This window comes from Legionella parisiensis (assembly GCF_001467945.1).
In the GTDB taxonomy this organism is placed as follows: domain Bacteria; phylum Pseudomonadota; class Gammaproteobacteria; order Legionellales; family Legionellaceae; genus Legionella; species Legionella parisiensis.
This window is the reverse complement of the sequence record NZ_LNYQ01000012.1, coordinates 260,134-273,030: the sequence shown is the minus strand read 5'-3', so window position 1 is coordinate 273,030 and position 12,897 is coordinate 260,134. Positions and strand designations below refer to the sequence as shown.

Below are 12,897 nucleotides of genomic sequence, written 5' to 3'. Positions count from 1 at the left end.
TATTGCCCATATTTGTATTCTGGGTAGATAGTTTTTTAGCTTTGTCTATTAATAAATGATTCCACTAGTGTATCTATGCTGTATATGAATTAGATGAAGTGATTTATTTGTATTTTATTCTTATGCTCATATGGAGTTCTATCTTGTTTGAATTCGCTATTAAAAAAGAAGATTTACTTGCGCCCCTGCTTACAGTGGCTGGTGCTGTAGACAAAAAACAATCTTTAGCTATTTTGTCAAATTTTTATTTTAAGTTAGCGGATGATTTGTTGAATATAACTGCTACTGACTTGGAAATTGAAATTTCTGCACAAGTTGCCTGTGAGTCCGGGCAGCATTCTGGCAGTATTACTGTTCCTGCAAAGAAGTTTATCGATATTATTCGCTCTTTAGATGATGAAAGCAACCCAAAGGTAATCGTTGATAATGCCCTTTTAACCATTAAACAAGGGCGAAGCTCATTTAAGTTAACGACTTTACCCGCTGAGAGTTATCCTTTAAGTGAAGATGAATGTAATGAAGTTGAGTTAACTGTTCCGCGATTGGTTTTATTAAAGTTGTTGCAATCAACACATTTTGCCATGGCGCAACACGATGTACGTGTTTTCCTCAATGGTTTGTTCCTTGATTTTGAACCAAATCTTATTTCTGCGGTTGCAACGGATGGACATCGAATGGCGATTTGTCGTCATCCGTGTTCTAACACCAGTGAGAAGAAATTGTTATTGCCTAAAAAAGGAATTCAGGAGTTGTTGCGACTTCTTAATAGCATTGATGATGAAGAAGTTTTATTGGCAGCTGGTAAATCACATTTTAAATTAGTATCGCGGCAGTTTATATTTTTATCGAAATTAATCGAAGCTCGTTTTCCTCCTTATGCTAAAGCGATCCCCAAAAATCAGGATAAACAGATTATTATTGATTGTTCTGTTTTTAAGCGTTCTTTATCGCGGATTGTTATTTTGGCTCATGAAAAGTCAAGAGCCGTTATGCTTCATTTACAACCAGGTATGCTCACTTTAATTGCAAACAATAACGAGCAAGAAGAGGCCGTAGAGTCTCTAACTGCTGAAACTCAAGGTGATGAATTAAAAATTGGTCTGAATGCAACTTACTTACTTGATGTGCTGTCACATTTTGGGGAAGGAAAAATCCGTTTGTCCTTATCGAATACGGATAGCAGTATTTTAATTGAATCACTAGATGATGATAATTATCAATATATTATTATGCCCATGAAAATATGATCCTTTCTGAATTAAAAATTCATCACTTACGAAATATTTTATCGGTGCACCTTGGTTTATGCCCTAGATTCAATTTTATATTTGGGCCAAATGGAAGTGGCAAAACTTCTGTCCTTGAGGGACTCTATCTTTTAAGCTGCGGTCATTCTTTTAGATCTCGTGAAATTTCGCCAATTATTTCCTATGAACAATCTTCTTTAACTGTATTTGCTCGTTCTCAGCAGGAGGAGACGATCAGTATTCAGAAATCTTATTCTGAACCAACTCAAATTAAGCTGAATAGTCAATTTTGTTCTACTACGAGCCAACTGGCTTATGCTTTACCTTGCCAGATTTTCTATGCCGATATTTTTCAAATTATTGACGCTGGTCCTTCGGAACGACGTAGTCTATTGGATTGGGGATTGTTCCACGTGAAACAAAATTATCATGCTCTATGGAAAGAATATAGAAGGGTTCTTAAACAGCGTAATGCATTATTGAAACAACATGCGCCGCAAATTCAGTTCATTCCCTGGGATAAACAATTAAGCCAACTTGCGATCCAGCTCCATTTATATAGAGAAGAATATTTTAAAAAATGGGAGGAGGAATTTACCACTGTTTTAAGTGAATTAAGTCACATTGACTGCAAGATAACTTATTATAAGGGCTGGGACAAAAAATGCTCCGGAAAGAACTTGGAATATATTTTATCTGAGTGCTTCACTAGTGATCTTCAAAAAACATACACACAATTTGGAGCCCACCAGGCTGACATTCTGATCGAAATAAATCAAAATAAAGCCAAGCAGATTTTGTCACGCGGTCAACAAAAGATAATTTTGATTTCCTTAAGATTAGCTCAGGCAAATCTGCTTGAGCAGGACTGTTTGTATTTAATTGATGATTTACCTGCTGAACTTGATGAAGTGCATCAAATGAAAGTAATGCATTATTTAGCGAAAAGAAAAGGTCAATACGTTATTACGTCAACTACTAATCCCCAGCAATTGATTTCGGCTATATCAAATCAAGAATATTTCATTCATCAAATTAATGATGGCATTTTGAAGCAGAAATAATGTTTCACGTGAAACAAACTACACTTCATGTTCTATGGTATTTACACATATTGTATATAAAATATGTTGATAGCTTCCTATCCTGAGGTGTGCTCCTCTTTATGAATGTATTTTTTGTTCAAGCTGAGCTTAAATCTGATTTGTAACCAAGATTATAAGTTGCCCTGAACGGTTGCCAGTATACCAAAAGTATAAAAAAATCGGGAATAGTTGAGTTAATTATCCATAGGTATAATCCATAATCTTAGGCTTTCTATATGGAGTGACGAATGAATGTAAAGTTCCCCAATGAGATATAAACATAGGACAAAATATGCTATGATAAGGTATTTAGAACACCACTAATAGGGTTAAGAGGACCACTAATGAGCGTTGATGCCAGTTATGATTCAAATAATATTAAAGTCCTAAAAGGTTTAGATGCAGTAAGAAAAAGACCAGGGATGTATATTGGTGATACAGATGATGGCACCGGCCTGCATCACATGGTTTTTGAAGTTGTTGATAACTCTATAGACGAAGCACTGGCAGGCCATTGCAAAGAGATTTTTGTTACCATTCATACCGATGAATCAATTACTGTAAAAGATGATGGACGGGGAATACCCGTCGATATTCATAAGGAAGAAGGGCGATCCGCTGCCGAAGTGATTATGACTGTGCTTCACGCAGGCGGTAAATTTGATGATAATTCTTATAAAGTATCTGGTGGTTTGCATGGAGTGGGTGTTTCGGTAGTTAATGCCTTATCCGAAGAGTTACATCTAACTGTGCGTCGTCATGGCAAAATCCATGAGCAACATTACCGTAACGGGGTTCCAGATACACCAATGACAGAAACAGGTGATGCATCAACGACAGGAACTCAAATTTGGTTTAAACCAAGTGGCGAAACGTTTTCTAACATTGAGTTTCACTATGATATTTTAGCAAAACGGCTAAGAGAATTATCCTATTTAAATTCAGGTGTTTGCATCCATTTATTTGATGAACGCACCCAAAGGCAAGATACTTTTCATTATGAAGGTGGAATCACCGCATTTGTGGAGCACCTTAATAAAAACAAAAACGTCATTATTCCCGCTGTTTTTTCTATGAATGCTGAAAAAGATAACATTGTTGTTGAATTGTCTATGCAGTGGAATGATTCTTATCAAGAAACACTTTATTGCTTTACAAACAATATTCCTCAACGTGACGGCGGAACACACATGGCGGGGTTCAGAGCCGCATTGACTAGAACTTTAAATAACTATATCGAAAGCGAGGGTTATGCTAAAAAAGCTAAAGTATCGCCAACAGGTGATGATGCTCGCGAAGGATTAACCGCAGTACTTTCCGTGAAAGTACCCGATCCTAAATTCTCCTCGCAAACGAAGGATAAGCTAGTTTCTTCGGAAGTAAAATCTGTTGTCGAGTCCAGTGTTGCGGAAAAGTTCAATGACTTTCTCCTGGAAAATCCATCCAGTGCAAAAGCAATTGTCGGTAAAATAATAGATGCTGCACGCGCAAGAGAAGCAGCGCGGCGTGCACGGGAAATGACTCGCCGTAAGGGCGCATTAGATATTGCCGGACTTCCTGGAAAACTTGCCGATTGCCAAGAGAAAGACCCTGCATTATCTGAACTCTATCTGGTAGAGGGAGACTCAGCAGGTGGTTCAGCAAAACAAGGGAGAGATAGAAAGTTCCAAGCAATTTTACCGCTCAAAGGAAAGATACTGAATGTTGAAAAAGCACGCTTTGATAAGATGCTTGCATCTCAAGAGGTTGCTACCCTTATTACTGCTCTAGGCTGTGGCATAGGGCCAGATGAATATGATCCAGATAAAGTTCGTTACCATCGTATTATCATTATGACGGATGCCGATGTTGACGGATCACACATCAGAACTCTATTACTTACTTTCTTTTACAGACAAACACCTGAGTTATTGGAGCGTGGTTACATTTATATCGCTCAACCACCTTTATATAAAGTGAAGCGTGGAAAACAAGAGCAATATGTAAAGGATGATGAAGCATTGTTTGAATATTTGACACAAAGTGCTTTAGATGGAGCTGCATTTTATCCAGGAAAAGATACTCCTCCAATTAACTCTTTAGCTCTGGAGGAGTTAGTTCAGCAGTACAGGCGCGTTGAAAAAATTATTCGGCGTTACAAAAGAAGATATCCAGCAGATATACTGAAACGTGTTGCCTATTTACCAATTTTACAAAATGAAGATTTTAATCAGCAAGAAAGAATAGCAAATTGGTGCAAACAATTACATCTAAGCTTGCAACAGCTTGGAAGCAAAACAGAGCAATACCAAGTCGTGGTGCATACAATAGAGGATACGAATCAATTTATACCTCAAATAATCGTTAAACAGCATGGGATGGAAAATTACATTCCTATGAATGCTGAATTCTTCTATTCAAAAGACTATAAAGAAATGGTAAATCTAGGATCCAAGTTGGCAAGTCTGATAGAAGAAGGGGCTTACATTAAACGAGGTGACAAGGAGTTAGTAGTAGAAAACTTCGAGCAAGCCTTAAACTGGCTCATGGAAGAAGCGAAAAAAGGCCAGACGATTCAACGTTACAAAGGTCTTGGAGAAATGAATCCCAATCAACTCTGGGAGACAACGATGGATCCAGCAGTTCGCCGTATGCTGCAAGTCAGCATCGAAGATGCTGTTGCTGCCGATGCTATTTTTACTACATTAATGGGTGATAATGTTGAGCCCAGAAGGGAGTTTATAGAATCTAATGCTTTAGAAGCAGAGAATATAGACATCTAAAATGTATCGCGTGATCATTAAACTAATAATGATCACGCGACATTTATAATAACTTCCTAATCTGCTTTATATACCCCGGAGTTACCCATCCATTCAAAATACTATAATTAATAAAGAGATAAATATCTCTAAATTGGCCTGCTTTTGCATCTGCTCTTTATTTCTAACAGGCCTTTTCCTCGTCTCAACTTAATAAAATGGACCGGGCACAGCGAATATTAAACGAAACTGACTTGTCTGCGATTCCTTGAGCACCCATACTGTTAAAGTTAAGAAACCATGCATTATTAGGAGGATTAGCGCTTGACTGAGTGGAACTCCAATACGAGCCTGTTAAACCAGCAGTAAATCCCAAACTAAATAAGTTAAAAATCGATTCGGTATTAGCAGGGCAACCTGCACTACCTGTAATTCCTAATTCACAAATAGAAGGAAGGTACCAAGTATTCTGAGGTGTCGTTTCCAAATAACAGCTACCAGCCGCAATAGCCATAGGATCAAAGCTTGTTATGATACTTGTATTACAGAATCCATCAGTGGCGCCATTACAAAAAGAAGGAGGATTTGTAGAAGTTTCGTTAATCCCAGGTATTTCAGTATAGCCAATACTCCAAGAGCCTGGAAAATTAAAATCAGTATTTGCAATGACATGCGCAAAGTTACTTACCACAGAATAGATTAAAAAACCATCGATAGAAAAAGCTAAGGCGATTGTAGGAGGCGAGATCACATTATCTCCAGTAATTGAGATACCTCCCCGAGGAGCGAATGGAGTTAAGGCTGTAGAAGCAATGTTTATGACACATGAGCCGTTTGCAGGAATAACAGCACAAGTAGTGCTGGTGACGTTGGTCCAGAAAGCAGGCAAATTGACCCTGACATTTAAAGCTGGAATACTGGTAAGATTATTCACAGTAATATCAACGCCAACCGAATCATTAGTAGGAATAACTGCATTCGTGGGCGCACTAATAGTAGTTTGTGACGGAGCACATTGTATAGCCTGCATGTCAAAGAAGGTTGCGTTGGTATTGGTTCCTTTAACCATAACACTGGGTATCAAAAAGACAACCGAGGTATTCGTAAAAAAAGAAATGGCGCAACTTCTGCCCGGTAATAAAGAGGCTGGACAGCTGTTGTTTTGCAGGACATAGAGAGAAAAAAAACCATTTGACGAAGAGGCTTGAATATTATTTGCAGGAACTCTGGAGTTATTCGTAATTATAACAGTGCCTGGGGTTGGGAGGCATTGAAGTTGGCTCACTTGAATCAGGCAGTTTTGCAACGACTTGGAGCAAATGACTCCATTTTTACCTGCGCTAATGGTTAAGTGGGCTTTTTCGTCTATTTTAGAAGATTTAACCGCCCATAAGAGTTGAGTTGGAACAATAAAAAAAAGAAAAATATACAATGATAGTTGCTTCAAGAGGCGCATAAAATTCATCCTTTTAATTAAACTAAGCGCATAGTTATGCAACCATATTACAGACCCTATCTTTTTTGCAAGAGTTTATTGGGATATGTTGAAAGTTTTCCATGAAATGAAGTTTCTTGGACTTGAACTGATTGATCTAACAGTAATAATTGCCATCTCACCTATTGAACCCTTTCATTAGCACAAGTAAAAAAAGATTCATGTAGCGATGAAGAAAGGTACAATTTTAAAATAAAGTTTTTCTTGTATATTTTTAAAATGAATAAGAGTGATAGTGATTAAAAAGGAGCTCGGTTGCACTTCGATCATAGAGTTTAGACAATCCTTTAAAAAAATTACCTGCAGAAACTCTTTCTGCGATCAGGTATCTATCAAACATAGCACAGCAAGCATATGATCAGACCAGTGGGCTTGTGTTAATGAGCGAGATTCGATAGCATGATTTGTTATCGAACTATTCCGCAAATTGAATAGTTAAGCTTTATTGAGGTAAACTCTCTTCCCGTCAAATAGAAGGGAAGAGAGGTTCTTTTCTTATGGAGAAACAAGATATATTAAACGGTAAGTGTGCTGCATCCTTGCAGCGAAGTACGTCCTATGTACTTGTCCCTTAGCTTGACTTCCTGTCAGACAAATCCGTGTCTTCCCTTTGAGTTACAGTATAGTATTTTGATGACAGTTGTCATTGCGTCGATAGAGCAACAGGATGTAAGAAATTTCTCAAAGAGCAAGCTGTGTTGTCTTCGGTTGCTGTTGCGTAATGCAATGAATCCCGCCGCCGCCGGCGAATACATCCAGCGCATCAATTTGGGTAATTTGATAATCAGGATATAATTGTGTGAATAATTCGTAGGCTGCTTTATCTTGTTGATCATAACCGAAAGCAGGCATGACAATTCCCTTATTTGCCAAATAAAAGTTGATATAGGACAAGGTCAATCGTTCTCCGTCAAGATAAGTCGCAGGGGGTTGCTCAACAGTATAAACTTCTAACTTTCGCCCTTTCGCATCAGTTGCTGATTTAAGAATTTCCAGATTCTCATGTAATATAGAATAGTTGGGGTCATTTTTGTCATGAGTAATAAGACATAAGACTTTCCCTGGTGCTGCAAAGCATGCAATTTCATCAACATGGCCATCTGTTTCATCACCTAATAATCCCTTGTTTAACCAAATGATTTTTTGACCGCCAAGAAAATTATTCAGATGGTTTTCAATCTCTTGTTGCGTGAGTTGTGGATTTCGATTCTTATTCAGTAAGCATTCACGAGTCGTTAAAATGGTCCCTTCGCCATCTACATGGAATGAACCTCCCTCCATAACCAAAGGTGCGGAAAAGGATAAAGCCTGAGTTTGCTTTATGATTGCTGCGGCAATCTGGTTATCTAGGGCACAATCTTGATAGTTACCACCCCAAGCATTGTGAATCCAATTGATACCGGCTAATTGATGTTTCTGATGTAATAAAAAGGTAGGGCCTGTATCTCTAGTCCATGAGTCATTGATAGGAAGAGAAAACAATGTAATGCCCTCGCCACATAAGTTTTGCGCGGATTCTTCATCACCAGGATTCACTAACATGGTTACCGGCTCATATTGAGCTATAGCTTGGGCAACTCGAGCGTACGCTGTTCGGGCCTTTTGCAAGCCTATCTTAGACCAGGTTTCAAGGTGACAAGGCCATGCCATCCAGCATCGTTCATGTGGATGCCATTCCGCGGGCATAAAAAATCCACTTTGTTTTGGTGTCATCTTATTTTCTCCGAATGTTTTCGTCTAAATAAGTTAATTGAGAAAAAATGCTTCTTAACTCATTTAAATACAAAAGCGTTGTCTCTTTAGGTAATTCAGCATGAATTAATTGCTTCTCATAGGATTGAACTAATTTTTTAGTATCAAAATGAGCAAGATTCAGGACGTTAGTTACTGTATCTCCACTCACTAAATCGTTGAGTTCAAACTGTCCATCGTCAAAGAGTTTAACATCCAGCGAATTGGTATCCCCAAATAAATTATGTAAATTACCCAATATTTCCTGATAAGCACCTACCAAGAAAAAGCCCAATGAGTAAGGGTTATTATTATCATATGGAGGAAGCATTAACGTTGAGTTAACGCAAGAACTGCCTAGATATTCTTTAATAGTGCCATCTGAGTCACAGGTTAAATCTTGCAATACACTGTGCATAGCTGGTGTTTGTGTAAGTTGTGAAATAGGTGCGATGGGAAAAATCTGTCCTATAGCCCAAGCGTCAGGAATCGATTGGAAGAATGAGATATTGCAGAACACTTTAACTGCCATATCTTCATTGATTTTTGCTAACAAAGTTTCTTCAGTAGGATTTTCTACATTCAGCCGCTTTTTAAGCTCCATGCATATATTGGTATGGAATGCTTCTACCTTGGCTTTTTCTTGCAAACTAATCACTCCATGCTTAAACAAAGAATGAGCTTCATTCAACGAATGTTCTGCATAGTTATATATCTCCGTAGGTGAGCTTGCTGTTATTGCATGAAACGTATCATAAATATCACGAATTACATGGGAATCTTCATCGGTAATTTCTGGAAGCGAGGGCGATTTATTGATAATTTCTATATCACTGATATCAGAAATTAAAACAGCATGATGGGCTGTTAACGCTCTTCCTGATTCTGAAATAATGTTAGGTTCAGGAACATCGGCTTCCTGGCAGAGATATTGAATTGCAAGGAGAATATGCGTGGCATATTCATGCAAACTGTAATTCATGGAACAGCCTTGATTTGAATGAGTTCCCTCATAATCCACGCTGAGTCCACCCCCAACATCAATGGTATCGATGGGGGCATTTAATTTGCGTAATTCGACATAGTAACGAGATACTTCTTGCATACAATGGCGAATATCATGAATATTGGCAATTTGTGAACCCAAATGACAATGCATAAGTTGCAAGCAATCGAGCATGTCATGCGCTTTTAATTGAGTGATTACCTCAAGTACCTGCTTTGCTGTAAGGCCAAATTTGGATTTGACGCCACCAGTATGTTCCCATTTGCCTGCACTTTTGGTGATTAAACGGATACGAACTCCAAGAGAAGGTTTTATTTTCAAGCGAGCAGATTCTTTTAAAATAATATCCAGTTCAGATATCTTTTCAATAACAATAAAGACCTTATGCCCCATTTGCTGGGCGATTAATGCAGTACGTATATAATAGCTGTCCTTATAACCATTACAAACTATCGTACTGTTTTGCTGATTGCCTAACATGCCAATTACAGCCATAAGTTCAGGCTTTGAACCAGCTTCCAGGCCTATAGAGTGGTTTGGGGACTTTAATAACTCTCTAACCACACTTTGCTCTTGGTTTACTTTAATGGGATAAACCAGCTTGTAGTCCCCCGTGTATTCATTTTCTGCTATGGCCTGAGTGAATGCCTCATAAATGCGATGCACGCGATCATGTAAAATATCAGAACAGCGAATAAGAAGCGGTAAATGGAGTCCTGCCCTGCTCGCTGCCTTAACAATGGCCTGCAGTTCAACACCAGGCTTCCCTGGTGCCTTGCTGATTTCGATATTCCCTTCGGCATTAATACTGAAGTATCCCTCACCCCAGTTGTTGATGTTATATAAATTTTCTTCAGATGGTGCACCGACGTTCATAGTATCAATATTCCAAAGGGATTAACGTGATTTTACAAGTTCATGATAGGTGGAAGGCTCTCGCTGTTGCGCAAAAGGAAATAATCGTCCCCATAATTCGCGTTGGCTAAAGTCTAATTCCACCACTAGTACTGCAGGTTTGTCGCGGGGTGCTTGTGCCAAAATTTCACCCATAGGCGTACTGATAAAGCTACTGCCATAAAACTCCAATCCATCTTCACAACCTATTCTATTAGCTGCAATGATAAATGTATTACTCATGATTCCTTGCGCAACCATAACTTTTTGCCACATCGGCTGTGTATTTACTTCAGGAGCAGTGGGCTCCCCACCGATTGCTGTGGGATAAACTAAAATTTCCGCTCCTTTTAAACCATAAATGCGTGACAGCTCAGGAAACCATTGATCATAACAGGTAGGTAACCCCCATTTGTGTGCTGCGATGTGATGAACTGGGTAATTGGAGTCGCCGGGTTTAAAATAGAAATTTTCATGGTATTTTTCACCACTGGGGATATGTTGTTTCCGGGTTACGCCAATAAGCTCCCCCTCATTATTGTATGCCACAGCAGTATTATAGCCTGCTTTTTCAAACAATGAGGCAGTAATGCATACATTATGTATCTTTGCCATTTTGCTGACAAATTGGGCAGTTGGACCAGTATGAATATCTTCCATAAAAGGAGTCGAATTTACATCTGAACGAGTACAAAAATAAGGGCTTAGCGTAAGCTCTTGCAAACAAACTACAGCTGCTCCTTGTTGTGCTGCAGCATGAATTCCTGAAGCCAGCTTATCCTGATGTTCTTTGGGGTTTTCGTGCCATTTTTCTTGCACTAATGCGACAGTCAGTTTTTCTTGCGTCATTAACTTACCTCTCTTGCAATTAAGGATCAAAAAAAAGTGCCCTTACTTTGTAAGGGCAGATGTATTTAAAACGAAGTGCTTGTGAATGAGTCACTGCGTGTGCTTTCATCATATTCTTCCTCTTCCTTACGTTGGGAGCGTTCTTTTTCATCAGTATCATTGGTTGGTGTTATGCTCAACGGAAGTATTGGTGATCTGCTATTAAAATAACCATATGGATTTGTTGTCTGAGAGCCTGTTTTCTTTTGTTCAGAACTTTCTTTTGCACGGAGGGAATCAGCAATGAGTTTGAACGGATTTGTTTCATCGAATACTTCAGTGTGCAGTAACTCTAAGTGACGCTTGACTGATGCTCGCGTGCTTTCAGACTCGATAGTACATAATTTTTCACCGATTGTTTCTTCTTGGCCTTTTAATAAGGTGCGAAACATATTGATGAACATCCTGCAGGTATCTTTACTGTAATCACGATTCGTAAAAAATTTCTCTGGATTGTCTCCTAATAACAACTTTTCTATATTCCGACGCATCATAAACGCAAGTTGAGTTTTTTCTGCAAGGATATGCTTGGGGAACATAGTACTTAAATTGTGAGCTACTTGACTGCGATCCTGCTCGGGGACACTTAAAGCTAAGCGTTCTGCAATTGCAGGCTCATTACTTTCTAATAAATGCTTGGCTAACGTGCTAAAACGATGGAACGGGCCGGGGTTAAATTCCTTTCCTAAAAATAAAGCATGTGGTGTTTTATTGCGAGAGTCAAGTAAGGAGTTAAGGCGCTGTCTAACTTGATATGCTTCAGAGAGTACAGAGTGGAATGTATCCGCGCTTTGGGTTAGGTTCCCTAATGCTCTAATGTGATGGGCATATTGTTTGAATTTTGCTTCAGGGCAGGCGGCGATTATATTAGTAGCCAGTGCGACTTGTTCTTTATTGCTTAATGTATTGAGCACTTCAGCATTCTTTGCCAATGCATCCCCATCGCTCAACTGCTCATAGGGATTTTCTAGCGCAATTATATCTATACGAGTAAATGCCATTTAATCCTCCTTAAATAAAGATGAGAAAGTGTAATGAACAATTAGGGTCTGTTTCCATTTCTACCCTCTTGGCGGGGCTGCCCAGATTTTCGGTGCGCCAATGCTTTCGTACTGCGTGCATGCTGTGCTTCGGGCGCGCGAAAACTAGGCCATTTGGGCTCAAGCTAGCGAAATGTAAACAGCCCCTGTACAAAGGAGTTACTCCAATTAAAAATAAATATTATCTCCTTTGTTCTCTTCCGGCATAAGCTACCGAAATTCCTTTTTACTGACATCAGAGCTAAATTTGGAAACTATAGTAACGGATAAAAATCGAACTGTCATGAAATTAATCTAAAGTTTTACGAAAAAATGTCGAATAAGTGATCAGATGCATGTTTTGCCTTTAAAAAATACAATAACAACAAGGAGTGGGCAATGTCTAAAACTCATTTACTACAAGACCCCTTTTTAAATGAATTACGCAAAGAAAAGGTGCCTGTATCCATTTTTTTGGTAAACGGAATCAAATTGCATGGTATTGTGGATTCTTTTGACCAATATGTGGTCATGCTGAAAAATTCAATTACACAAATGGTTTATAAGCATGCCATTTCTACCGTGGTTCCTTCACGAGCAATAAAAATGCCTGTTGAAGACGAAACTGGTGGAAGCGAAGGAACTGTGGCAGACTAGAAAAATTTCAGTATCCATCGTAGGTTGGGCCTTTGGCTCAACCTGAATTCCGGTAATGAGAAGATAATTCATTTCTGGGTGAAAGCACTCGTCTGAAAATTTACATATCTCTCAGAGGAGGCTTTTGTTTGTTC

At 38.8% G+C, this 12,897-nt stretch carries 9 protein-coding genes; 4 read left to right on the top strand and 5 right to left on the bottom strand.

Features of this window, described 5'->3' with window-relative positions:
- The first annotated feature begins 143 nt into the window (after positions 1-143).
- From dnaN to gyrB, 3 genes are all read left to right on the top strand, one after another.
- On the top strand, positions 144-1,247 hold the full coding sequence (dnaN, locus tag Lpar_RS03915; protein ID WP_058516682.1) for a DNA polymerase III subunit beta: 1,104 nt from the start codon (positions 144-146) through the stop codon (positions 1,245-1,247).
- Positions 1,244-2,311 (top strand): DNA replication/repair protein RecF, encoded by a 1,068-nt coding sequence (gene recF / locus Lpar_RS03910; RefSeq protein WP_058516681.1) that lies wholly within the window; start codon positions 1,244-1,246, stop codon positions 2,309-2,311. The genes dnaN and recF overlap by 4 nt, the downstream gene beginning before the upstream one ends.
- Before the next feature lie 365 nt (positions 2,312-2,676).
- Positions 2,677-5,094, top strand: a complete 2,418-nt coding sequence (gene gyrB, locus Lpar_RS03905; RefSeq protein WP_058516680.1) for a DNA topoisomerase (ATP-hydrolyzing) subunit B — start codon at positions 2,677-2,679, stop codon at positions 5,092-5,094.
- 184 nt (positions 5,095-5,278) lie between these two features.
- Here gyrB and Lpar_RS03900 read toward each other — a convergent pair whose 3' ends face one another.
- The 5 genes from Lpar_RS03900 to Lpar_RS03880 all read right to left on the bottom strand — a co-directional run bounded on the left by Lpar_RS03900 (position 5,279) and on the right by Lpar_RS03880 (position 12,088).
- Complete coding sequence (locus Lpar_RS03900) at positions 5,279-6,529, bottom strand: Lcl C-terminal domain-containing protein (protein WP_058516679.1); 1,251 nt, start codon at positions 6,527-6,529, stop codon at positions 5,279-5,281.
- 720 nt (positions 6,530-7,249) lie between these two features.
- Entirely contained in the window at positions 7,250-8,281 is a 1,032-nt protein-coding gene (locus Lpar_RS03895; RefSeq protein ID WP_058516678.1) for an agmatine deiminase family protein, read from the bottom strand.
- A 1-nt stretch (position 8,282) separates the two neighbouring features.
- Positions 8,283-10,181: a biosynthetic arginine decarboxylase gene (speA, locus tag Lpar_RS03890; RefSeq protein WP_058516677.1), complete on the bottom strand. Its 1,899-nt coding sequence runs from the start codon at positions 10,179-10,181 to the stop codon at positions 8,283-8,285.
- A gap of 21 nt (positions 10,182-10,202) precedes the next feature.
- On the bottom strand, positions 10,203-11,048 hold the full coding sequence (locus Lpar_RS03885; RefSeq protein ID WP_058516676.1) for a nitrilase-related carbon-nitrogen hydrolase: 846 nt from the start codon (positions 11,046-11,048) through the stop codon (positions 10,203-10,205).
- A gap of 65 nt (positions 11,049-11,113) precedes the next feature.
- Positions 11,114-12,088, bottom strand: a complete 975-nt coding sequence (locus Lpar_RS03880) for a lpg0008 family Dot/Icm T4SS effector (protein WP_058516675.1) — start codon at positions 12,086-12,088, stop codon at positions 11,114-11,116.
- Positions 12,089-12,505: 417 nt separating this feature from the next.
- Here Lpar_RS03880 and hfq point away from each other — a divergent pair, with 417 nt between their 5' ends.
- Positions 12,506-12,763 (top strand): RNA chaperone Hfq, encoded by a 258-nt coding sequence (hfq, locus tag Lpar_RS03875; protein ID WP_058459568.1) that lies wholly within the window; start codon positions 12,506-12,508, stop codon positions 12,761-12,763.
- Positions 12,764-12,897: the final 134 nt, after the last annotated feature.

Excerpts from the sequence above, each read along its gene's own strand:
- recF (WP_058516681.1), top strand. The coding sequence starts at position 1,244 with ATGATCCTTTCTGAATTAAAAATTCATCACTTACGAAATATTTTATCG.
- gyrB (WP_058516680.1), top strand. The coding sequence starts at position 2,677 with ATGAGCGTTGATGCCAGTTATGATTCAAATAATATTAAAGTCCTAAAA.
- Lpar_RS03900 (WP_058516679.1), bottom strand. The coding sequence starts at position 6,529 with ATGCGCCTCTTGAAGCAACTATCATTGTATATTTTTCTTTTTTTTATT.
- Lpar_RS03895 (WP_058516678.1), bottom strand. The coding sequence starts at position 8,281 with ATGACACCAAAACAAAGTGGATTTTTTATGCCCGCGGAATGGCATCCA.
- speA (WP_058516677.1), bottom strand. The coding sequence starts at position 10,181 with ATGAACGTCGGTGCACCATCTGAAGAAAATTTATATAACATCAACAAC.
- Lpar_RS03885 (WP_058516676.1), bottom strand. The coding sequence starts at position 11,048 with ATGACGCAAGAAAAACTGACTGTCGCATTAGTGCAAGAAAAATGGCAC.
- Lpar_RS03880 (WP_058516675.1), bottom strand. The coding sequence starts at position 12,088 with ATGGCATTTACTCGTATAGATATAATTGCGCTAGAAAATCCCTATGAG.
- hfq (WP_058459568.1), top strand. The coding sequence starts at position 12,506 with ATGTCTAAAACTCATTTACTACAAGACCCCTTTTTAAATGAATTACGC.